The 23,503-nt window shown below is 39.0% G+C and carries 22 protein-coding genes; 19 read left to right on the plus strand and 3 right to left on the minus strand.

All coding sequences use genetic code 11. The annotated features are described in order from the left end of the window. The first annotated feature begins 128 nt into the window (after nucleotides 1–128). From RR45_RS08650 to RR45_RS08705, 12 genes are all read left to right on the plus strand, one after another. Nucleotides 129–1,004, plus strand: a complete 876-nt coding sequence (locus RR45_RS08650) for a phosphate ABC transporter substrate-binding protein (protein WP_031365764.1) — start codon at nucleotides 129–131, stop codon at nucleotides 1,002–1,004. A gap of 338 nt (nucleotides 1,005–1,342) precedes the next feature. After that, entirely contained in the window at nucleotides 1,343–2,203 is an 861-nt protein-coding gene (locus RR45_RS08655; RefSeq protein WP_031365763.1) for a phosphate ABC transporter substrate-binding protein PstS, read from the plus strand. 244 nt (nucleotides 2,204–2,447) lie between these two features. Beyond that, nucleotides 2,448–3,371 carry a phosphate ABC transporter permease subunit PstC gene (gene pstC / locus RR45_RS08660; protein ID WP_031365762.1) on the plus strand — a complete coding sequence of 308 codons (924 nt, stop codon included), beginning with the start codon at nucleotides 2,448–2,450 and terminating at the stop codon, nucleotides 3,369–3,371. After that, nucleotides 3,371–4,258: a phosphate ABC transporter permease PstA gene (pstA, locus tag RR45_RS08665; protein ID WP_031365761.1), complete on the plus strand. Its 888-nt coding sequence runs from the start codon at nucleotides 3,371–3,373 to the stop codon at nucleotides 4,256–4,258. The genes pstC and pstA overlap by 1 nt, the downstream gene beginning before the upstream one ends. A 279-nt stretch (nucleotides 4,259–4,537) precedes the next feature. Then, nucleotides 4,538–5,341, plus strand: a complete 804-nt coding sequence (pstB, locus tag RR45_RS08670; RefSeq protein WP_031365760.1) for a phosphate ABC transporter ATP-binding protein PstB — start codon at nucleotides 4,538–4,540, stop codon at nucleotides 5,339–5,341. Nucleotides 5,342–5,421: 80 nt separating this feature from the next. Further along, nucleotides 5,422–6,180 carry a phosphate ABC transporter ATP-binding protein PstB gene (gene pstB, locus RR45_RS08675; protein WP_031365759.1) on the plus strand — a complete coding sequence of 253 codons (759 nt, stop codon included), beginning with the start codon at nucleotides 5,422–5,424 and terminating at the stop codon, nucleotides 6,178–6,180. Nucleotides 6,181–6,242: 62 nt separating this feature from the next. Continuing rightward, nucleotides 6,243–6,896: a phosphate signaling complex protein PhoU gene (gene phoU / locus RR45_RS08680; protein ID WP_031365758.1), complete on the plus strand. Its 654-nt coding sequence runs from the start codon at nucleotides 6,243–6,245 to the stop codon at nucleotides 6,894–6,896. A gap of 183 nt (nucleotides 6,897–7,079) precedes the next feature. Beyond that, on the plus strand, nucleotides 7,080–8,186 hold the full coding sequence (locus RR45_RS08685) for an SLC13 family permease (protein WP_031365757.1): 1,107 nt from the start codon (nucleotides 7,080–7,082) through the stop codon (nucleotides 8,184–8,186). Between the two features lie 100 nt (nucleotides 8,187–8,286). Beyond that, on the plus strand, nucleotides 8,287–8,694 hold the full coding sequence (locus RR45_RS08690; RefSeq protein WP_031365756.1) for a MarR family winged helix-turn-helix transcriptional regulator: 408 nt from the start codon (nucleotides 8,287–8,289) through the stop codon (nucleotides 8,692–8,694). An 18-nt stretch (nucleotides 8,695–8,712) separates the two neighbouring features. Then, nucleotides 8,713–9,348, plus strand: coding sequence for a nitroreductase family protein (locus RR45_RS08695; RefSeq protein ID WP_031365755.1), 636 nt, complete (start codon nucleotides 8,713–8,715; stop codon nucleotides 9,346–9,348). Between the two features lie 27 nt (nucleotides 9,349–9,375). Then, entirely contained in the window at nucleotides 9,376–9,741 is a 366-nt protein-coding gene (locus tag RR45_RS08700; protein ID WP_031365754.1) for a DUF1304 domain-containing protein, read from the plus strand. A gap of 139 nt (nucleotides 9,742–9,880) precedes the next feature. Further along, nucleotides 9,881–10,477, plus strand: a complete 597-nt coding sequence (locus tag RR45_RS08705) for a 3'-5' exonuclease (RefSeq protein WP_031365753.1) — start codon at nucleotides 9,881–9,883, stop codon at nucleotides 10,475–10,477. Nucleotides 10,478–10,484: 7 nt separating this feature from the next. On the opposite strand, the gene RR45_RS08710 is transcribed toward RR45_RS08705, so the two are convergent. Next, nucleotides 10,485–11,024, minus strand: a complete 540-nt coding sequence (locus RR45_RS08710; RefSeq protein ID WP_031365752.1) for a TetR/AcrR family transcriptional regulator — start codon at nucleotides 11,022–11,024, stop codon at nucleotides 10,485–10,487. Between the two features lie 150 nt (nucleotides 11,025–11,174). Between RR45_RS08710 and RR45_RS08715 the strand changes: the two genes are divergently transcribed. After that, a complete protein-coding gene (locus RR45_RS08715) occupies nucleotides 11,175–13,586 on the plus strand; it encodes a YhgE/Pip domain-containing protein (RefSeq protein WP_031365751.1) in 2,412 nt (803 codons plus the stop codon). 16 nt (nucleotides 13,587–13,602) lie between these two features. On the opposite strand, the gene RR45_RS08720 is transcribed toward RR45_RS08715, so the two are convergent. After that, the gene (locus tag RR45_RS08720; protein ID WP_031365750.1) at nucleotides 13,603–14,415 is read right to left on the minus strand and encodes a Cof-type HAD-IIB family hydrolase; all 813 of its coding nucleotides are present in this window, start codon (nucleotides 14,413–14,415) and stop codon (nucleotides 13,603–13,605) included. Between the two features lie 451 nt (nucleotides 14,416–14,866). Here RR45_RS08720 and RR45_RS08725 point away from each other — a divergent pair, with 451 nt between their 5' ends. The 5 genes from RR45_RS08725 to RR45_RS08745 all read left to right on the plus strand — a co-directional run bounded on the left by RR45_RS08725 (nucleotide 14,867) and on the right by RR45_RS08745 (nucleotide 21,373). Further along, the gene (locus tag RR45_RS08725) at nucleotides 14,867–16,306 is read left to right on the plus strand and encodes an NCS2 family permease (RefSeq protein ID WP_031365749.1); all 1,440 of its coding nucleotides are present in this window, start codon (nucleotides 14,867–14,869) and stop codon (nucleotides 16,304–16,306) included. Nucleotides 16,307–16,495: 189 nt separating this feature from the next. Then, nucleotides 16,496–17,632: a flavodoxin-dependent (E)-4-hydroxy-3-methylbut-2-enyl-diphosphate synthase gene (gene ispG / locus RR45_RS08730; RefSeq protein ID WP_031365748.1), complete on the plus strand. Its 1,137-nt coding sequence runs from the start codon at nucleotides 16,496–16,498 to the stop codon at nucleotides 17,630–17,632. A gap of 284 nt (nucleotides 17,633–17,916) precedes the next feature. Further along, nucleotides 17,917–19,344 carry an amidophosphoribosyltransferase gene (gene purF, locus RR45_RS08735; RefSeq protein WP_031365747.1) on the plus strand — a complete coding sequence of 476 codons (1,428 nt, stop codon included), beginning with the start codon at nucleotides 17,917–17,919 and terminating at the stop codon, nucleotides 19,342–19,344. Between the two features lie 127 nt (nucleotides 19,345–19,471). Further along, nucleotides 19,472–20,458 (plus strand): aromatic acid exporter family protein, encoded by a 987-nt coding sequence (locus RR45_RS08740; protein WP_031365746.1) that lies wholly within the window; start codon nucleotides 19,472–19,474, stop codon nucleotides 20,456–20,458. A gap of 6 nt (nucleotides 20,459–20,464) precedes the next feature. Then, a complete protein-coding gene (locus tag RR45_RS08745) occupies nucleotides 20,465–21,373 on the plus strand; it encodes a DMT family transporter (protein WP_031365745.1) in 909 nt (302 codons plus the stop codon). A gap of 86 nt (nucleotides 21,374–21,459) precedes the next feature. Here RR45_RS08745 and queA read toward each other — a convergent pair whose 3' ends face one another. Beyond that, nucleotides 21,460–22,491, minus strand: coding sequence for a tRNA preQ1(34) S-adenosylmethionine ribosyltransferase-isomerase QueA (queA, locus tag RR45_RS08750; RefSeq protein ID WP_031365744.1), 1,032 nt, complete (start codon nucleotides 22,489–22,491; stop codon nucleotides 21,460–21,462). A gap of 107 nt (nucleotides 22,492–22,598) precedes the next feature. Here queA and RR45_RS08755 point away from each other — a divergent pair, with 107 nt between their 5' ends. After that, nucleotides 22,599–23,303, plus strand: a complete 705-nt coding sequence (locus RR45_RS08755) for a glucosamine-6-phosphate deaminase (RefSeq protein WP_031365743.1) — start codon at nucleotides 22,599–22,601, stop codon at nucleotides 23,301–23,303. The last annotated feature ends 200 nt before the right edge of the window (nucleotides 23,304–23,503 follow it).

Consider the following 23,503-nt stretch of genomic DNA (forward strand, 5'->3'; position numbering starts at 1 on the left):
ATGGTGCCTACAAAAAAAAAAAAATAATGACAAACATAAAAAAAATTAGTTCGCCTAAGCCTATCCAAGTTTGGACGATGAACGATTTTGATTTTAGTGGTCATTAGGTCTTGTAAAGGGAAAAAATCATGAAAAAATCAGTTTTGATCGCAGCAGCAGCTGTTTCACTTTTTGCACTTGCAGCTTGCGGACAAAAATCTTCAGGCACAGCATCTTCTTCATCATCAACAGCTAAGTCAGAAAAAATCACTGTCGCAGGCTCAACAGCCTTGCAACCTTTGGTAGAAGCTAATGTTGAGAGCTTTACACAAGAGAACACTAACCTACAAATCACTGTTCAGGGTGGTGGTTCAGGTCTTGGTTTATCACAAGTCTCAAGTGGCGCGATTCAGATTGGGAATTCTGACCTTTTCGCGGAAGAAAAAGATGCTAGCTTAGCAGAAAAAGTTAAAGACCATAAAGTTGCTGTTGTAGGTTTTGCGCCAATTGTTAATAAAGACATCAAACTTGATGGTTTGACAACTGATCAACTTAAATCGATCTTCTCAGGCAAAGTTAAGAACTGGAAAGAAGTCGGCGGGCAAGATCAAGCTATTACAGTGATCAACCGTGCTGAAGGTTCAGGCACACGCTTTAACTTTGAAAAATATGGTCTTGAAAACACACAAGTTGTTAAAGCAAGCGAACAAGATTCATCAGGTGCTGTTGTACAAATGGTTTCACAAACACCAGGTGCGATTAGCTATGTTGCTTTCTCAAATATCAAAGACAGCGTTAAAGCACTTGAACTTGATGGTGTGAAACCAACTGAAAAAAATGTGGCAACAAATGACTGGAAAATCTGGTCTTACGAGCATATGTATACAGAAAAAGGCAACACAACAGATGGTCAAGAAAAATTCATCACTGCTGTGACAAAAAATAAAGCACTCCTTGAAAAATTAGGTTACCTCTCTATCGAAGATATGAAAGTCACTCGCGATCAAGATGGTAAAATCAAATAAGACAACTCATTAGCATTTCAAATCGTTCAATGTTCAAAATCAATACGGTATTATACTCGTTCAAGCACAAAATCAAAACAGCTTTTGGCTAGTTTTAGTCAACTCTTCGTCAAGCATCCTTATCGTATACCTATACGTTTTCGGATGCTTTCCTTGATTTAACTAAAACTATCTCGAAATCTAGCGTTTTGATTTGATACTTGAGTGAGTATAACGATGCAAGTTTGACCTTTCAAATTTGCTAATACATAGCAAAACCTCCAAAGTTTTTACACAAAATTTACATTTATCCACGACATAAATGTTAAAATAGAAGTATTGAACGATTTGGAGGAGTTATGAGGAGAAAGATAGTGCTTTTGGCCTCAGCCTTGGTAGTCCTTGCGACATTATCAGGTTGTGCTAAGTGGATAGATAAAGGTGAATCAATTACGGCTGTAGGATCTAGTGCCTTACAGCCTTTAGTTGAGTCTGCCGCTGAAACATTTGCCCAAGAAAATCCAGGAAAATTTATTAATGTTCAGGGTGGTGGTTCGGGAACTGGCTTATCACAAGTTCAGTCTGGGGCTGTTCAAATTGGTAATTCGGACTTATTCGCTGAGGAAAAAGATGGGATTGATGCTAAAAAATTGGTCGATCATAAGGTTGCAGTCGTCGGGATTGCACCGATTGTCAATAAAAAAGTAGGCATTAAGGCTTTAACAACAGATCAGCTACGTCAAATTTTTACTGGTGAAATTAGGAACTGGAAAGAAGTTGGCGGCAAAGATCAGAAAATTGTCTTGATCAATAGAGCTACAGGTTCTGGTACACGTGCAACATTTGAGCGCTGGATTATGGATGGCAAACCAGCCAAAAACTCTCAAGAGCAGGATTCATCTGGTATGGTTAAATCTATTGTTGCGCAAACTCCAGGTGCGATCAGCTACCTTGCTTTTTCAAATATAGATACATCAGTGACAAAAATTTCACTTGATGGGTACGCTCCAACTACGGCCAATGTTGCCGATAACAGCTGGCCGATTTGGGCGTATGAGCATATGTATACCAAAGGCCAACCTAATAGTCTGACAAAAACATTTTTAGATTTTGTCTTGTCTGATACAGTTCAAGACAGTCTTGTTCAAAAAATGGGGTATATTTCTGTCAATCAGATGCACGTGGAACGTGATGCTGATGGTCATATCACTACAAAATAAAATAATATTGCCTAACGCTTAAATGAGGGGATATAATGAGGCTTGTATGCTGAATCCTCTCAACACTGAAGGACATTTCTAAAAAATCGGACTTGTGACTTTTGGCTAAATTTTCCGATAACTTCGTTAGAGCTCTGCACCGTGCAAACGCACGCCTTGTCGCTTTGCCTCGCTCTCGAAAAATTTATCTCAAAAAACACAAGAGTATTTTCTAGAGATGCCCTTAATATAGAAATTAAATCGAATGAAAAAAGAAAATATTCAAGAAAAGTTACTTTCTAAATCAAAAAATTCCCAACTAGAGAAATTTGGCAAGACAATTACCTTCTTTTGTATTGCTGTGATTGTCTTTGTTGTTGCTATGATTTTCTTCTTTGTCGCACAAAAAGGGTTCTCAACCTTTTTTGTTGACAAGATTAATCCATTCAAATTCTTATTTGGGACGACTTGGAATCCATCAGAGCTTGGTCCTGATGGCAAACCTTTAGTTGGTGCACTACCGATGATTACTGGGTCACTTATCGTGACGGTTTTGTCAGCGATTTTGGCGACACCTTTTGCAATTGGTGCTGCCGTCTTTATGACAGAAATCTCACCAAATCGTGGTGCTAAATTATTGCAACCAGTTATTGAATTATTGGTTGGTATTCCGTCTGTTGTTTATGGCTTTATCGGTTTGACAGTCGTTGTACCAGCTATTCGTGCTGTCTTTGGCGGAACTGGTTTTGGTCTTTTATCGGGTATCTTCGTCCTTTTTGTTATGATTTTACCAACCGTTACTTCCATGACAGTGGATGCTATGAAAGCTGTGCCTAACTTTTATAAAGAAGCTTCACTCGGTTTAGGCGCAACACGATGGCAAACAATTTGGCGTGTCTTACTTCGTGCAGCAGCACCTGGTATTCTAACCGCTGTCGTATTTGGCATGGCTAGAGCCTTTGGTGAAGCCTTGGCCATTCAGATGGTTGTTGGTAATGCCGCAATTTTGCCAACAAGTTTGACATCTCCTGCGTCAACTCTGACTTCTGTCTTGACGCAAGGTATCGGAAATACGATCATGGGTACAGTTCAAAATAATGTTTTATGGTCACTCGCATTGATTTTATTGCTCATGTCTTTATTATTTAACATCGGAATGCGCGCTATTGCGAAGAGAGGAAGCTTATAATGAATCCTAAAAAAGTTGATAAAATGGCAACAAGTGTCCTCTATATTATTTCTGGCATTATCGTTGTCATTCTGGCGTCTTTATTGCTCTATATTCTCGTTCGAGGGGTGCCACATATTTCTTGGCATTTCTTGACGAGTCCCTCAAAAGCCTATGAAGTAGGCGGTGGGATTGGTATTCAGCTCTTTAACAGTATCTTCTTACTTGTGATTACGATGATTATTTCATTTCCATTATCACTCGGTGCGGGAATTTATTTATCTGAATATGCCAATCAAAAATCTTGGGTGACTAATTTGGTTAGAACATCAATTGAAATTTTGAGTTCATTACCATCAGTTGTTGTAGGTTTGTTTGGTTTCTTGATTTTTGTTGTTCAGTTTGGTTATGGTTTCTCGATTATCTCAGGTGCTTTAGCCTTGACCGTTTTTAATCTCCCTTTGATGACGCGTAATGTCGAAGAATCGCTAAAAGCGGTGCATCATACGCAACGTGAGGGTGGTTTAGCGCTTGGCTTATCGCGGTGGGAAACAGTCTTACACGTGATTGTACCAGAAGCCTTGCCAGGTATCGTGACAGGCGTTGTCTTGTCATCTGGCCGTATCTTCGGTGAAGCAGCAGCGCTAATCTATACAGCAGGTCAATCTGCTCCTGCCCTTGACTGGTCAAACTGGAACCCTATGTCAGTTAGCTCACCTATTTCTATTTTCCGTCAAGCAGAAACTTTGGCTGTTCATATCTGGAAAGTCAACGGCGAAGGCACTGTACCAGATGGTGCAGCAGTCTCTGCAGGTGCGAGTGCTGTCCTCATTATCTTTGTTCTTTTGTTTAATTTCGGAGCACGCTTTATCGGCAAGAAAAATCATAGCAAATTGACAGCATCATAAAATAGCAAGAAAGACTTTGAGCGGACGTTATACGCCTTCAAGTACAAAATCAGAAAGCTTTTGCCTAATTTTAGCCAACTCATCGTCAAACGTTCTTAACGTACATCTATACGCTTGCGAATGTTTTCCTTGATTTGTCTAAAATTAGTACAAAATCTTGTGTTTTGATTTTATACTTGAATGCGTATGTTTGCGAATGACCTTGCTTGGCAGGAGCGTAAGCGGAGGTCAAGTTTCAAGATTTCTCGTTGTGAAATCTAAGAAAGGAACAACACTAGTATGGCAACTTATGATTGGCAAGAACGTCATATCATTGGCCTTGATGGTCGTGAGATAGCCCTTGAAACGAAAGATTTACACGTTTTTTATGGCAGTAACGAATCCATTAAAGGGATCGATATGAAGTTTGAAAAAAATAAAATCACTGCTTTGATAGGACCTTCTGGGTCTGGTAAATCAACTTACCTGCGCAGTTTGAATCGGATGAATGATACGATTGCGATTGCAAAAGTAACAGGTGAGATTAACTATCAAGGTGTTGATGTGAACAAAGAAAACGTCAATGTTTATGAAATGCGTAAGCATATCGGGATGGTTTTCCAACGTCCCAATCCTTTTTCAAAATCAATTTATCGTAATATTACTTTTGCGCTTGAGCGTCAAGGTATTAAAGATAAAAAAACACTGGATGAGATTGTTGAAACATCTCTTAAGCAAGCGGCACTTTGGGATCAGGTGAAAGATGACTTAGATAAGTCTGCTTTAGCACTTTCAGGTGGTCAGCAACAGCGTCTATGTATTGCGCGTGCGATTGCGGTTAAACCAGATATTTTATTGATGGATGAACCAGCATCAGCGCTAGATCCGATTTCAACGATGCAGCTAGAAGAAACGATGATGACACTCAAAGAAAATTATACAATCATTATCGTGACGCATAATATGCAACAAGCAGCGCGTGCAAGTGATTATACTGGATTTTTCTATTCAGGTGATTTAATCGAATATGATAAAACAGCAAAAATATTTACGCGCCCTGAGCTAAAATCTACTGGGGATTATGTATCAGGACATTTCGGTTAAAATGTTGGGTCGCATGGTTGAAGACCTTAAAATGTCAAGAGACGATTAATGCGCCTGACCAATAAGATTAAGGAAACATTATGACAGAACCTATTTTACAAGTGAAAGATTTATCGCTTTTCTATGGCAAAAAGCAATCATTATTTGATATCAACATGGATTTTTATCCGGGTGAGATCACTGCCTTGATTGGCCCATCAGGATCAGGGAAATCGACACTTTTACGCTCAATTAATCGGATGAATGATTTAGTTCCCTCAGCTAAAGTGACGGGAAAAATCATGTATAAGGATAGTGATATTTACAGCCCAAAAACAGATATGGTTGAGCTGCGTAAGGAAATCGGCATGGTTTTCCAACAGCCTAACCCGTTCCCTTTTTCTATCTACGAAAATGTGATTTATGGCTTGCGACTTAAAGGTATCAAAGACAAGGCGATTTTAGATGAAGCAGTTGAGGAGTCATTGAAAGCTGCTAATGTTTGGGATGAAGTCAAGGATAAGCTACATAGTTCAGCGCTTGGTCTCTCAGGTGGTCAGCAGCAACGTGTTTGTATTGCTCGGGTTCTAGCTGTCAATCCTGATATTCTCTTGCTAGATGAACCGACATCAGCACTTGACCCAATTTCCTCTGGTAAAATTGAGACAATGCTGTTAGACTTAAAAGAGAGATATACGATTTTAATCGTGACACACTCAATGCAGCAAGCCAGTCGAATTTCTGATCGGACAGCCTTTTTCTTAAATGGTGAACTGATCGAGTACGATAAAACTAAGAAAATTTTCTTGGATCCAAAAGAACAGTCAACATCGGACTATGTGACGGGTAAATTTGGTTAAGCGTGTACCATCATACGCTGATTTAAAAACTCGTCTTAAAGACCTACTAAGAAAGGAATGATATGTTAAGAACACAATTTGAAGAAGAACTTAATAAATTGCACAACCAGTTTTATTCGATGGGCACGCAAGTGTCTGCTCAAGTCAACCGTTCTGTCCGTGCTTTCGTCAGTCATGATCGTGATTTGGCAGAAGAAGTGATTGAAGCTGACCAACAAATCAATGATCAAGAAACAAAATTGGAAACTAAGTCATTAGAAATGATTGCTTTACAACAACCAGTCTCACATGATTTGCGGACAATTATCACTGTTTTGAAAGCCTCTTCAGACTTAGAACGTATGGGTGACCACGCAGTTTCTATCGCCAAAGCAACGATTAGCCTGAAAGGTGAAGAACGTATCCATGTCGTTGAAGAAGATATTTCACTCATGGGTGAACGTGTCAAATCAATCGTGGATGCGGCACTCAACGCCTACATTCAAGGTGATGCTGAGCGCGCGCGCGAAATCGCCCATTGGGATGACACAGTTGACCAAATGTATGGTGAAATTCAAAACAAGACATTATCAGCTATGGAAGAAAATAAAGAAACGATTACAACAGGTAAAGACTATTTGTTGACAATCATGTACCTGAAGCGGATTAGCGATTACGCTAAAAATCTGTGTGAGTGGATTGTTTATCTGAAAACTGGTAAGATCGTTGAATTATAAAATTCAAAAAACTAATACAATTGCTTTGTACTCAAAGCAGTTGTATTTTTTTGTATTGTTTTTTATCAATTGTTAATTTTTGATGTGATTGTAGATGGATTAGATCATAAAAGCTATTTTCGACTGTAGTTTATGATAAAATAACAAATAGCTCAATCAACGATTAAGGGATAAGGATAGGACATGATAGCGAATTTAAAGAGAATTAGTAGGGATAAAACATTTTTAGTGACCTTGGTTTTAGCAATTCTTGCTTTAAGCCTGGGTACTGTTCACCTAAGGGATATTGATTTGAAAACGCTTCTTGCTTTGTTCAGTCTCATGGTCACAATTGCGGTTTATGCGAAGTTGCACCTGCTCAGATATATCGCAAATATCATCATCGAAAAATGTCAGTCAGTTAGAGCGATTGCCATGGTAGTTTTGCTCTTTTCTTTTTTAGGTGCTATGCTGTTTACCAATGATGTGGCGATTTTGACGCTGATTCCTATCGTTTTTAATATCAGAAAGCAGGTCAAACTGCCGACGATTGGGGTGGTGAGTCTAATGACGGTTTACGCTAATCTTGGCAGTGCTATGACACCTTTTGGTAATCCTCAAAATCTTTATTTAGTGTCTTATTTTCATCTGGATATCTTGGCTTTTTTGAAGCTGTCGCTACCGATTGGCTTGATCAGTTTGGCAACGCTATTCATCATTTTATTTGGTTTTTCAAAGGCTAAAATAGCGGCCGTTAAGACACCTCATATTGACGTTAAGTTCAAGCAAGTAGTTGTTTTAGGTGTTACAACATTTGTTGTCCTATTTGGTGTCTTGTCGGTTATCTCAATTTGGTTTGCTTTGGTTGCTAGTTTAGCCTGTGCTTTCTGGATTAAGGGAGAGATTGTAGCAGAAGTGGACTACGGCATTATTTTGACCTTTATCAACTTCTTTATCATCGTCGGTGCGGTCAGTCGAATTCCCTCAATTCATGATGTTCTGTCGACTTATATGGCACATAACAGTTCAGTCTTTGTGACTTCTGTTGGCATGAGTCAAGTTATCAGTAATGTCCCAGCGGCGGTTTTGCTCTCTAAATTTACGACTCGCGTTGGTGCTTTATATATCGGTGTTACTGTTGGGGGGCTAGGGACTTTTATTGCCTCTTTGGCTAATCTGCTCGCCTTCAGACAGTATCAGGCATTTTCTCATGATGGCACGGTCAAAAAATTTGTCCGCCAATTTACCTTGATCAATGTTGTCTATCTGGCAATCTTTTTCGGTATTGGATTTGTTTTAGTGACAATTTAATTTTTCGAGTTAAATGTCTTTACAAAAAATAAGGCACATGGTAATATTGACTTATCAACTGTTGACCGGTCAATGATAGTTGAAGAAGGGAGAGAGAATCTTGACACTTGTCAATAAAAGTAAGCTACTCTATCAATTAAAGTTAGCCAATCAGGAATTGGTCAGCCAATTTGAAAAGAGTACTGGTTTTAGTATTACACGATATGAAATGCTCTTATTTCTCAATGCGCAGGGACCTTGTTCTCAAACGCAATTACAACATGAGTTGGGAATCGATCGTGCGGCTGTGACTCGTCATCTCAAACGACTACAGGATTTATCCTATGTCACACGAAAAAGAAATGATCTCAACAATCGTGAAGTCTATGTTCAGATTACTGATTTTGCTCAAAAAGAACTGGCTAACTGTGAGCAGCACCATGAGTCCTTGGAAAAGGACCTGTACTTCGGACTTAGTGATGAAGAAGAAGTCCAACTCTTAACCCTCTTAAATAAAATAACTAAATGAAAGAAGCTATGTTATATAATGACAACTTTAAAAAATAATGATTTCTCAGATATTGCCTACAACAGAAAATCAATCCGTGTTTATGATGAGACGGTTAAAATTTCACATGAAGAAATGTTGGAAATGATTGAGGAGGCTACACTTGCACCTTCTTCAGTGAATATGCAACCTTGGCGTTTTGTTATCGTTGAAAGCGATGAAGAAAAAGCTAATTTGAAACCACTCATCCGTTTCAACACACGTCAAAATGATACATCATCTGCTATGATTTTGATTTTTGGTGATATGCTATGTTATGAATTTGGTGAAGAGATTTATGACAAAGCTGTTGCCGAAGGTAAAATGTCACAAGAAGTGCGTGACCAACAAATTGGTGCAATCATTCCTTACTACAAAAACTTCACACGTGAACAAATGAACGACGTTGTTAAAATCGACTCTAGTTTGGCTGCTATGCAATTGATGTTGAGCGCGCGTGCACATGGTTATGACACTAATCCAATTGGTGGATTTGAAGCAGATCAATTAGCAGCAGCATTTGGTTTGGATCCTGAACGTTTTGTACCAGTTATGGTACTTTCTATCGGGAAAGCAGCAGAAGTTGGTTATGATTCAGTTCGCTTAGCTGCTGATAAATTTACAACATTTAAATAAGAACATCATCTAAAAGAGGGAATTAAAATGACTATTTTATCTACTATACTCGCTACTTTGGTTGCGCTTGAATTCTTTTACATTATGTATATTGAAACAATCGCAACAACTTCAGACGCAACAAGTCGTATTTTCAACATCGCCAAAAATGATTTGAAAAACGAGACAATTAATGTTCTCTTGAAAAACCAAGGTGTTTACAACGGTTTAATTGGTTTGGGACTGCTTTACAGTGTCTATCTATCATCAGCATCAGTTGAAATAACACGGCTCATCTTGATTTACATCATTCTTGTTGCGCTCTATGGTAGCGTAACTAGCAATAGAAAAATCATTTTGACCCAAGGTGGTCTAGCGATTCTCGCCTTGATTGCAACATTTTTAAATTTTTAAGTAACATCTTTTCTAAAAAACACTTAGGTGTTTTTTTTTGATTTCCCCGATTTCCCCTGAAATATGGTAGAATATGGAGGAAAAAAGTTGCGTTTACGCAGACAGTCGAATCAAAAATAACTGAGAACATGAGGTGAAAATGGAAAGTATAGAAAAGTATGTCGCATTTGACTTGGAATTTAATACAGTAGATGATACTGAGCATCTGATTCAAGTATCGGCAGTTCGTTTTGACAATGGTAATGAAACGGCAAATTTCGATGCTTTTGTTTATTCGGATGTGCCACTTAACTCTTTTGTTGTCGGGTTGACAGGCATTACGCAAGAAAAGGTTTTGACAGCAGATAAGGCAGAAACCGTCTTATCAGACTTGAAAACTTTTATTGGGGACTTACCTGTTATCGGCTATAATGCCAATAAATCCGACCTGCCAATACTACTTGCGAATGGTCTCGATTTGACCGACGCTTATGCCTTAGACGTCTATGAAATTGCTGATAGCATGCGCGACAATAAACTGCATGGGATGAAGAACTTCCAGTTAAAATCTATAGCTGAATTTTTCAATGTCGTTGAGAGAAATGCGCACAATGCCTTGGCTGATGCTAGAATGACTGCGCGTGTTTACGAGGCCATGAAAGATACACAAGAAGCCGAGAAACTGTTAAGTAAGCAGAATGAAAAAGAGATTAACGATGACGATAATCCCTTTGCTGGCTTGGCTGGTTTATTTTAAAAGTGGCTTAAAAATGCCCCACAATCGCAATTAAGGTGTCCGTAATTTCTTTCGGACTTTCTTTTTTTCCACGCTTAATCCATAATTGGACCATTCCGAAAATAGCATGGGCAGAATAGGTAGTTTGATAATCTATCCTAATCTGATCCAGCTTTTTTTGCCCTAAATGTGTTGGAATGACTGTTTTTAGTAAGGCTTTTAATTTTTGACGGAGGAAAATATGAATTTCTCGAGTACCATTTTCAGAAAGTAAAGCGGACAGAACAGATTCTTGATACAGAAAATCAAATATTTCAAATATAGCAGTGGGTACATCGGTACCGTTTTGATCAAAAATCGTTTCGACTCTAGTGAAAAAGACACTTTGATATTGATCAATCATCTCATACTTATCTTGATAATGCGTGTAAAAGCTAGAGCGACTAATTCCTGCACGTTTGACTAATTCTGTTGTTGTAATTTGGTCAAACGTTTTTTCTTTGAGTAAGTCGCTCATTGCCATTTCAATGGATCGACGGGTTTTAGTAATTCGAATATCAGTCATGATGAAAGCCTTTTCTATAAATTTTTTAAAACAATAATGAACAGAGTGTCTATTTTCTTGTATCAAATACTTGATATCTCATCTACAAGTATTATAATAAAAAATATAAATAAAGACAAGGTGTCCAAAAAAACGTCATTAAAGGAGATAGTAATGATCAAAAAAGAATGGCAAGTCATTCTAAAAAATAAGTTTCTTATTGTCATTATTGTGGCATTAGCAACAATACCAGCACTTTATAATCTGATATTCCTCAGTTCGATGTGGGATCCGTACGGTAAAATATCCGACTTACCTGTTGCTGTAGTCAATGAAGATAAGTCAGCATCGATTAACGGTAAAACAGTTAACTTGGGCGACGACCTAGTCGATGAATTAGGGAAAAGTCGTGATTTGGCTTATCATTTTGTGAGTCACAAAACTGCACAAAAAGGGCTCAAAGATGATAAGTATTATATGCAAATCACAATTCCTAGTGATTTCTCAAAAAATGCAGGTAGTCTCGTAAGTAACGATCCGACCAATGCCGTGATTCATTATCAAACATCTGTCGGTCATAACTTTATCGCAAGCAAAATGAGCGAATCTGCTATGGAAAAGCTAAAAGAAAAAGTTTCCGAAAACATCACCAAAACCTACATGAAAACGATTTTTGAAAATCTGACAACTTTGTCAGATGGTGTAACGAAGGCTGCAGATGGTAGCGATCAGTTAGTCGATGGTAGTGGTGAATTAAAATCGGGTGCTAACCAAATCGCGACAAACTTAGATAAACTCTCATCATCAAGCTTAACCTTTAAAGACGGTGCAGAGACCTTGAACGTTGGCCTAGGCCAATATACAGCTGGTGTGACAACGCTCTCTAATGGTGCCAATGATTTATATCAAGCCGTTACCAAGTACACCAATGGCGCCACTCAAGTTGCTGAAGGCAATAGTAAATTGAATGCGGCATCTGGTCAGTTATCAGCTGGTATTTCCGAATTAGCAACTAAGACTCAAGAAGTCGATCAGTTGGTAGCGGGAAGTGCAAAATTGAGCCAAGGTTTAAGCCAGCTTTCTGATGGTTTGACCTTGAAAAACGTGTCGGATATAGAAAAGCTAGAAGGTGGATTAGAGCTTCTAAATCAAAATCTACAAAATTATAAGACAGCAGTTACAGCAGCATCTGTTCCGCCAGAAATAGCGCAAGATTTGGCTAATATCGCAGCAAGTTTACAAACGATGTCAAATGAAGCGAAAGCCGAACAAGAAGAAAAAATGGCTAAGCTAGTTGCAACGGATGCTTATCAAAAAGCGACGGATGCAGAAAAAGCAACACTTACCAGCTTAACAGTACCAAATGCTGTTTCAAGCATCCAAAATATTGAAGGCAATTTGGCTGATTTGCAACAACAATTGACGACCATGCAAAATAAAAATGCAGCAACAGTTAGTCAGCTTGCAGATAGTAGTCAAGGATTATTGCCAACTGCCAAAGGCGCCTTAGCGCAATTGGTCACTGGTTTTGCGACTGCTAAAGATAGTGTAGACGGTATCTTTTTACCTGGTGCGCAACAAATTAGCCAAGGAACCGCTCAGCTAAAAAATGAATTAACAACTGGCGCAGACCAATTAACATCAGGTGTCTCACAATTTAGCGCAGCAACAGCCCAATTAAACACAGGTGCGCAAACCTTAGTCAGCAACAACGCTCAGCTCACAGCTGGTGCTGCTAAACTTGCGACCGGTGCCAACCAATTGAACCAAAATTCAGCTAAATTACGAGAAGGTTCAGGACAGTTAGCAAACGGTGCAGGCCAAATTTCAAATGGTGCCACTCAGTTAGCAACAGGTGCTAATACCTTAACGACAGGCATCGGAACGCTCCAAAATGGTGCCAATACATTAGCAACTGGCCTGGGTGAAGCAAGAACAAAACTCGCTGCGAACCAAACTGGACAAACCAACGCTGAGAAGATTGCAGAGCCACTTAAAGTGACCCACACAGATAAAGATAACTCGTCCAAAAATGGTGTTGGTATGGCACCATACATGATGTCTGTTGCCTTGTTTGTCGGAGCAGTTGCGACCAACATGATTATTTCAGGTAGTTTATCAGGTGAAAAGGCTAAAAATCGTCGTGATTACTTATTGGGTCGATTGGCTGTCAATGGCGTAATTGCTGTTGGTGAAGGTGTCCTAGTTTATCTTGCGGTTCATGTGCTAGGGCTATCTGCCAATCACGAATTCGCCATGTTTGGTTTCACGATTTTGGTCGCCTTTACCTTTATGTTCATCGTGACCTTCTTTAATACTTGGTTAGGAAAACCGGGTGCCTTCCTCATGCTGATTTTGCTTTTGTTACAACTAGCAGCCAGTGCAGGCACTTATCCACTTGCCTTGACAAGTACATTCTTCCAAAAAATTAATCCTTGGATGCCAATGACTTATGCTGTCACAGGGTTCAGAGAAGTGATTTCACTAACAGGACAAATTGGTCAAGAAACAGGAATTCTTCTTGTTTTGTCAATGATTTCTCTCGTCCTCCTTGCTCTAGTCGGCAACAAAAAAGCTAAATCATAATCAGATTTAGCTTTTTTTATAGTAGCAGATTTTCAAGAGTTTTGGCGACACCATCTTCATCATTACTGTAAGCAATTTGCTTATCAGCATGTGCAAGAAGTATATTACTAGCATTTTTCATGGCGTATCCAGTTCCTGCTAGTTTAAGCATTTCAATGTCATTATGTTCATCACCAAAAGCAATTAAGTCTGAGGTGTCTTGATCATTAAGTTTGAGTAAATGCTTAAGTGCTGATGCTTTGCTGACACCTTTAGGGACGACTTCTAAAATACCATTTTGACCACCCCAGGCGCTGACGTTGACTTGATTGCTAAAATAATCATCTATGTGGTTGGCTAACTGTAATTTATCTGTAAAACGTGTCTGGAGTAGGATGGCATTAGGATCATCATCCAGCTTTTCCATCCGCATCTGATGATAAGGTTCGAAGTTGTTAATACCAAAAAGGCTAGGACTAGCATGTTCAAACGAATTAATGAAGAATTTACGGCGAAATTCTGCGGCTAGGAAATCAAGTTTAAAGGCTTGTTGCTTTTTAATGAGGTCAAAGACGAGAGATCTATTAATGTGCTTAGACACGGCGTGCTCCCAGTTTTTACCAGGAATGGTGGTCATGGCACCATTGAAATTAATCATCGGTGTTTCAAGACTTAAATCATTGTAGATTTGAATCGCCATACGATAGGGGCGACCTGTTGCGATAACAATCTGATGTCCCTCTTTTCTGACGGATTGGAAGATATTTTTTGTATAGTCTGAGATTGTGATACCATCGGATTGCAAGGTTGTACCATCAAGGTCAATGGCAATTAATTTTTTGTTTGTCATGTGTTGATTTTTGCGTGAGTTAACATGAGGATCAACTCAAGCCTTCCTAGTGTTGATTTTAGTGCTCTTTATCTAGTATAACATTTTTCGGAACGAACGCTAGTTTTTAGGAATATATGTCAGAATGAAATGTTATATGATTTGATTTAGAAATCAAAACAGTCTTATCTTATAAAAATCCGAACATTTAATCAGTAAAGTCAATTAATTCTGTGCGTTTACCTTGAAAGTCCTGATAGCTTACATTAGAATAGGTTAGTATGCTCCATTCACCATAAAACCAGAATACTTTTGGTTATTTTTCATCACTTCGTTGTTAAAAAGTTTTGCCGTATACCTATACGCCTTTGCCTTTTTGCCTAGAAGTGATGAAAAATAGTTCAAAAGTTTGTTCTTATTTTATAGCAAATTGAGTATATTACTAATTTATTTTTGATGGAAGAAGGATATTATGGATAAGTTTTTTAAACTTAAAGAGAGCGGCACAACGGTCAGTCGCGAGATTATGGCAGGATTGACAACGTTCTTTGCGATGAGCTATATTTTATTTGTCAATCCAGATATGTTATCGAAAACGGGTATGCCCTACCAAGCTGTTTTCTTAGCGACAATCATTGCCTCTGTTATCGGGACTTTGATTATGGGACTTTTTGCTAATGTTCCTTATGCACAAGCGCCAGGTATGGGGCTAAATGCTTTCTTTACGTTTACAGTGGTTTTTGGTCTTGGTTATTCTTGGCAAGAAGCGCTTGCGATGGTGTTCATTTGTGGGATTATCAATATTCTAATCACAGTGACTAAAATTCGTAAAATGATTATCAAAGCCATTCCTGAGAGCATCCAACACGCTATTGGTGGTGGTATAGGGGTATTTATTGCTTATATCGGAATTAAAAATGCTGGTCTATTGAAATTCACACTTGACCCAGGGACTTATACTGTCGTTGGTAAAGGTGCGGATAAAGGAACGGCTACAATTGAAGGTGCAGCATCTGCTGTCCCAGCTTTGGTTAACTTTAACCAACCAGCTGTTCTTGTCGCTTTAATTGGTATTGCTATTACAGCGATTTTGGTTGTTAAAAATGTTAAAGGTGCGATTTTAATTTCAATCGTTGCAACAACTGTTTTGGCAATTTTTGCTGGTGTGGTTGATTTAAGCGCGATTGACTTTAAAGCTAACTCTCTTGGTTCAGCTTTTAATGAATTAGGTGATACTTTTGGTGCTGCTTTTAGTCATAAAGGCATGGGAACGTTGTTCTCTGATTCTGCTAAAATTCCACAAGTTTTGATGACAATTTTGGCTTTCTCGTTGTCTGACACTTTTGATACTATTGGGACATTCATTGGAACAGGTCGACGTTCAGGTATTTTCTCAGAAGAAGATGAAGCGTCTCTTGAAAATGGTTCTGGTTTCTCATCTAAAATGGATAAAGCCTTGTTTGCAGATGCAACAGCAACTTCTATTGGTGCGATTTTTGGAACCTCAAATACAACGACTTATGTTGAATCGGCAGCCGGCATTGGTGCTGGTGGTCGTACTGGTTTGACATCAGTTGTCACAGCAATTTGTTTCATCTTGTCATCAGTTTTACTACCATTTATCTCAATCGTGCCGAGTGCAGCAACAGCACCAGTTTTAATTATCGTTGGTGTCATGATGCTTGGCTCATTTAAGGACATCAACTGGACTGATTTGGAAGAAGCGATTCCTGCTTTCTTTGCGTCAATCTTTATGGGTCTTGCTTACAGCATTTCATATGGTATCGCCGCAGGTTTCATTTTCTTCGCCATTACAAAAGTTGTAACAGGAAAAGTCAAAGAAGTTAGCCCAATCATCTGGGTGGTCAACTTCTTGTTTATCATTAACTTTATTATCTTGGCAATCATTTAATATCCTTTTGGTAGTGCTGAGTATTTCGTTAAGCCATACCAAATTGTGACAAAATCTTAAAGCGTTCGTAAACTATTACGACGTTTTTTTGATATAATTTAGAAGGTAACATTTTTAGTTAATACTGTTTCGCTTTAAAATTTAGCATTTTTAAAGCGAAACAGTATAAGAAAGAAAGTAGGTCAGATTTTGACTTTAACACATAGAAGAAATACCCGTGCTGTCAAAGTTGGTGATGGTCCAAATGCTGTTATCATTGGTGGTCGTAACAAAGTGATTTTGCAATCCATGTGTACGACTAAGACACAGGATGTCGCAGCGACGGTTGAGCAAATCAATCAGCTTGAAGAAGCGGGCTGTCAATTAGTACGTGTTGCTGTGCCTGATATGGCAGCAGCGATTGCGATTAAAGAGATTAAAGCTCAGATTAATATTCCTTTAGTGGCAGATATTCACTTTGACTATCGTTTAGCTTTGCAGGCGATCGAGTCAGGTGTTGATAAAATTCGGATTAATCCTGGGAATATTGGTCGTAAAGACCGTGTGGCTAAAGTCGTAGAGGCTTGTAAAGCACATCATATCCCGATTCGTATTGGGGTAAATGCAGGCTCACTTGAAAAGAAATTTTTGCAAAAATATGGTTATCCAACTGCCCAAGGGATGTTGGAATCAGCAATTGAGCACGTTGAAATCTTAGAAGAATTAGATTTCCATGATATCATCATTTCGATGAAAGCATCTAATGTTGAATTGGCACTTGAAGCTTATAAATTAGCTGCTGAACGCTTTGATTATCCTCTTCATTTAGGGATTACAGAGGCAGGGCCTTTGTTCTCTGGTTCTGTTAAATCAGCTGCTGGTATGGGTGCGCTTTTATCACTTGGTATTGGTGATACTATGCGGATTTCTTTATCAGCTGACCCACGTGAGGAAATTAAGGTTGGTCGTGAAGTGATTAAATCATTTGGTTTGATTGATAATGCGGCAACACTTGTTTCTTGTCCAACTTGTGGTCGGATTGAAATTGATTTAATCCCAATCGCACAAGAACTTGAAGCATATATTGGCAATATTAAAGCACCTATCACCGTAGCAATTCTTGGCTGTGGTGTTAATGGTCCTGGTGAAGCGCGTGAAGCTGATATTGGTCTTGCGGGCGGTGCAGGTAAAGGCATGCTTTTTAAAAAAGGTAAAATCATCAAGACAGTGGACGAAGCTGTCATGTTAGAAGAATTTAAAGCTGAAATTGATGCCATGTACAAACATTACCAAGAAACGGGTAAACTACATGACGATGAAACAATTGACGCTTCGGAAAATAATTAAAGAAAAATCCTGAGTTATTAAAAGTGAACAGTAAATTAGGCAGTCAATTTGATTGCCTAATTTTTTCATCTTGTTTTCGGAAACGTATCAAGTCATAAAATAAGTAAAAACCGAACAATCGTACTGTATTGTCTCTTAAATCGAAGATTTTTACTGTATTTTGCTTAACAATAAGTGTAAAATAAAGGTCATGAGATGTTTCTAAAGTCGCGTTATAGCAATTATGCTCAAATCAGTATAACAGACATATAGAAACCACAGAAAAATTTAAAGAATGGTGCAAAATGACTTACGAAGTAAAATCACTTAACGAAGAATGTGGTCTATTTGGTGTTTGGGGGCATCCTGAAGCTGCCAGGCTAACTTATTTTGGCTTGCATGCTTTACAACATCGAGGCCAGGAAGGCGCAGGCATCATCTCAAATGATAAAGGAAAACTCAAAGGACATCGAGACCTTGGCCTCTTATCAGAAGTTTTTAGAGATGAAAAGCATCTTGAGAAATTGACAGGCCATGCGGCAATCGGTCATGTCCGCTATGCAACTGCAGGTTCAGCGTCAATTGATAATGTGCAACCATTTTTATTCAATTTTTACGATGCTCAACTCGGACTTTGTCATAATGGTAATTTGACTAATACGCGAACATTAAAACGTGAGTTAGAATCTAAAGGTGCGATTTTCCACAGTAACTCAGATACGGAAATTCTCATGCATTTAATTCGTCGTGGTTTTTCGACTAACCTCATGGATAATGTTAAATCTGCGCTTAACACGGTTAAAGGTGGCTTTGCCTACCTTTTAATGACAGATGATAAAATTATCGCAGCACTTGACCCTAACGGGTTCAGACCACTGTCAATTGGTCAGCTGACGAATGGTGCCTACGTCATTGCCAGTGAAACTTGTGCTTTAGATGTCGTTGGTGCCACTTTTGTTCAGGATGTCTTGCCAGGACAAGTCGTAACTATTGATGATAAAGGTGTGCATATTGATACCTATACGACCCATGTTGACATGAAAATTTGTAGCATGGAGTTTATCTATTTTGCGCGTCCGGATAGTAATATCAATGGTGTCAATATCCATACAGCCAGAAAAAATATGGGGCGTCTTTTAGCCAAAGAAAATCCACATATTGAAGCAGATATTGTGGTTGGTGTGCCTAATTCATCGCTTTCTGCAGCCTCAGGTTTTGCAGAGGAGTCAGGATTACCTTACGAGATGGGCTTGGTCAAAAACCAATACATCCAACGCACCTTCATTCAACCCACACAGGAATTACGTGAGCAAGGCGTTCGGATGAAACTTTCAGGCGTTCGCAGTGTTGTTGCTGGCAAGCGCGTTGTCATGGTAGACGACTCTATCGTGCGTGGTACAACTTCAAAACGAATCGTTAAGCTCCTTAAAGAAGCAGGCGCAGCAGAAGTCCATGTCGTCATTGCAAGTCCGCCCCTTGCTTATCCATGTTTCTACGGTATTGATATTCAAACTCGTCAGGAACTAATCGCAGCTAATCACACCGTACCAGAAATCAATGAAATCATCGGTTCAGATAGCCTCCATTTCTTGTCAATAGACGGTTTGAAAGAAGCTATTGGTCTAGGTGACCAAATCTGCACCTCTTATTTCGACGGCATCTATCCAACCCCACTCTATGATTACGAACACGATTATAACCTCGGGTTGAAAGAAAAAGTATCTTTTTATTAATTTAGGAAATGTAGTTTGAGCTCCTGTTCAGACTACATTTTTAATCGTTAGAGATTTCCAGATTCAGAAATCCTATCACTGCGTGCAATGCTACCAACTTGTGAAAAGGGATATGCTATAATAAATTATGAAGATTTTACCGAAAGATTTTAAGATAGGTTCTCGGACGGTCAAGACAGTCATTGCGGCTAGTTTGGCCATTATCATTGCAAACGCCTTACATTTGGAGTACGCCACAGCAGCAGGTGTCATTGCGATATTAAGTGTTGGTAATACTAAAAAGTCAACTTATCAAAGTGGTAAAAATCGCTTGCTTAATTTTTTAGTTGCCATGATGATATCTGTTATCTTGTTCTCAATTTTAGGACACCATGTCTTGGTATTTGGCCTTTTTCTATTGATTTTTATCCCTTATTCCGCTGCTTGTGGGATGTCAGAGGGTATCGCACCCAATGCCGTCCTAGTGACACATCTCTTGATAGCTAGCCAAATCACACCTCAGCTTTTGCTGAATGAATTTCTGCTTAATTTTATCGCTATATCCTTAGCTTTTATCGTTAATCTCAGAATGCCAAATTTTCAGGAAGAATTATCAGAACGAGAAAAGCGAGTGGAGCATCATTTTCGAGATTTATTTAAGCGCTTGAGTTTTATTATGAATAAACAATCTGAGCAAGCGCATTTTTTACATAAGGTAGAAGATTTAGAGCAGTATATTTCTGGAAGTTTAGCTTTGTCAAGGACACATATGGATAATCGATTTGGCGATGGTGATGCAGGAGCGAGTTATGACTACTTTGCCATGCGTGCCACACAAGTTGAAATTTTCCATGAAATTGCTGAGATATTACTTCAAATTGAAGTCACTGTTCAAAAAGACCAGTTGATAGGCTTGAACCAACTTTTTAAGGCGATTGGCAAAAGTTATGCCAAAGATAACGACGCAAAAGCGTTGATGCAACAAGTAAAAGAGACACTAGATATCTATCGAACGAGTGACCTACCCAAAACCCGAGAAGAGTTTGAGGCGCGTGCAAGACTTTTTCAGATTTTACAACTAATTCAGACCTTCATTCAAATTAAACGAGACTATGTACTAGAAAGTGAAACTTGAGGTGCCATGACTAAAAAACAAATCGAATCTTGTCTACTACTGATGCTAACAGCTTTTATTTGGGGCATTGCCTTTGTTGCTCAAAAAGTCGGTACGACCGATGTCGGACCACTGACTTTTAGTGCCAGTCGCTATTTTTTAGGAGGATTAGCTGTCTTACCTTGTGCTTATTTTTTTGCAGATAAAAACATGACCAAGGCCAAGCTCAAAACCTCTTTACTAGCGGGTAGTTTTCGTGGTGTTTTTCTGTTTATCGCCAGTTTCCTCCAACAAATCGGCATTCAATATACGACAGTTGGTAAGGCTGGTTTTATCACAACACTTTATATCATCATCATTCCTTTGATCGGATTAGCTTTCAAGAAAAAAGTCAGCCTGCGCATTTGGGTGAGTGTTGCCATTGCACTTCTAGGGATGTATCTGCTTTGTCTGGCAGGTGGTAGCTTTAATGTACAAACAGGAGATTTCTATATCTTCTTTTGTGCCATCGGCTTTGCCTGCCAAATCCTTTTTATAGACTATTATTTACCAAAAGTCGAGCCGATTTACTTCGCCATGACCCAGTTTTTCGTCGCAGCACTCATCTCACTTGCTTTGCTACCATTTTTTGAGCCACTTGAGTTGTCGGGAATCATCTCAGCCAGAGTTTCAATTTTATATGCCGGTCTGATTTCAGCAGGCATCGGCTACACCCTACAAATCATCGCTCAAAAGCACGTTAAACCCGTCGTGGCATCCATGATTATGAGCCTAGAGGCTGTCTTTTCACTCTTCGCAGGCTTTATCATCCTCGGAGACCGCCTGTCTAGCCGCGAACTCATTGGTTGTGCCCTCGTCTTTAGCGCCATTATCTTAGCCCAATTACCGACCAAGTCGGCCAATGCCAAGGCAGATATCATGCCAGAAATACTTTAAAATCAAGACAAGAAAAAATCCTCTATCTCAATTACTGCGACAGTAGACTGAGATAGGGGATTTTTATCATAGGTGTCAAAACTGCCTTATTTGACAAACATAGCGTCACCAAAGCTAAAGAAGCGGTAATGTTCATCAATGGCGTGTTGATAAGCGTCTAAGACAAATTCACGACCAGCAAAAGCAGAAACAAGCATGACTAAGGTAGACTTAGGCAAGTGGAAGTTGGTTGAAAAAGCATCAACGACTTGGAATTTGTAGCCTGGCTTAATGAAAATATTCGTCCAGTCGCTATCGTCTTGGACTTTGCCACCAAATTTTTGGGCAACGGATTCAAGTGTTCGAATTGATGTCGTCCCAACGGCAATCACACGTTTACCCGCAGCTTTTGTGGTATTGATAACATCAGCAGTCTCTTCAGGTAGGACATAAAACTCACTATGCATATCATGTTCTTCGATGTTGTCAACACTGACAGGACGGAAAGTACCGAGACCAACATGCAAGGTCACCCAAGCGATGTTCACACCTTTTGCTTTAATCTGAGCCAAAAGGTCATCCGTGAAATGAAGGCCAGCAGTTGGTGCAGCTGCTGAACCATTTTCTTTAGCATAAACAGTCTGGTAGCGACCTTGATCCTTGAGTTTTTCATGGATATAAGGTGGCAGCGGCATTTCACCTAGACTTTCGAGGACTTCTAAGAAAATGCCATCGTAGTTAAACGTGACGATGCGACCACCGTGGTCTAGGCTATCATCAATAACTGTCGCTGTCAATCGACCATCACCAAATGAAATCACAGTCCCATTTTTCAGTTTTTTAGCTGGTTTGGCGAGTACTTCCCAAGTATCGGCTACTGTATTTTTCAAGAGGAGGAGTTCGATATGACCGCCTGTGTCGGCTTTTTGGCCATGAAGGCGGGCGGGTAGCACACGTGTATTATTGAGCACCAGTGTATCACCAGTCTCTAGTTCATCAATGATGTCATAAAAGTGTTTATCTGTCATCGTTTGCGCCGTCTTATCAATGACGAGCAAGCGACTTTCAGAGCGTTTTTCAAGCGGTGTTTGGGCAATCAGTTCTTCGGGTAAGTCAAAATTAAAATCTTCTATATTCATAAAATAAATTATATCACTTTTAAGATGTAAATGCTTGACAAATTAACCCAATAGCGTTATAATTGGTCTATACCAATAATTGAATTGCTTGACATAAAGGAGAGACCATGAAAATCATTAAAGTTAAAAATCAACTCGAAGGGGCTAAAGTCGGCCTTGACATCTTGAAATCACAAATCGCAGCTGGCGCAAAAACATTTGGCTTGGCAACAGGCTCAACACCCGTTGAATTCTACAACCAAATCATCAACAGCGACATTGATTTTTCCGATAAAACTTCTATTAACCTTGATGAGTATGTTGGCCTTGACGGTTCTGATGAACAATCTTACCGTTACTTTATGAGCCAACATTTATTCAATGAAAAACCATTTAAAGAAAACTTCTTACCTGATGGCAAAGCAGCAGATTTAGAAGCTGAAACAAAACACTATGATGCGATTATTGATGCACATCCAATTGATTTCCAAATTTTGGGTATCGGTCACAATGGTCATATCGGTTTCAACGAACCTGGTACACCATTTGATATAACAACACATGTTGTAGACTTGACAGAAAGCACAATCAAAGCTAACGCGCGGTATTTCGAATGTGAAGCTGATGTGCCTAAAAAAGCAGTCTCTATGGGAATTGCAAGCATCATGAAATCTAAAACAATCGTCCTCATGGCTTGGGGTGAAGGTAAATCTGAGGCCATTAAAGCAATGGTTGAGGGTGAAATTACTGAAAGTATGCCGGCGTCAATCCTTCAAAAACATGATGATGTTATCGTGATTGTGGACGAAGCAGCTGCTAAATTGTTGAAATAAAACTTAAAACACTGAAAAAGTACTGCTATATTGCTTATAGTAGTGCTTTTTTTTAGGTATTATTGATATATTAGTTTGAATAATAAGTAAATTATGTTAAAATAATAATATAAAATAAGTCAAGATAATGATTAAGTGGTAAAAATATAATTGATTGAAAATAAAATGGTAAAAACTTGACAGAAAAGGAGGGGAATCGT

Origin of the sequence: Pseudolactococcus chungangensis CAU 28 = DSM 22330, from assembly GCF_002441885.1 — a bacterium.
In the GTDB taxonomy this organism is placed as follows: Bacteria; Bacillota; Bacilli; order Lactobacillales; family Streptococcaceae; genus Pseudolactococcus; species Pseudolactococcus chungangensis.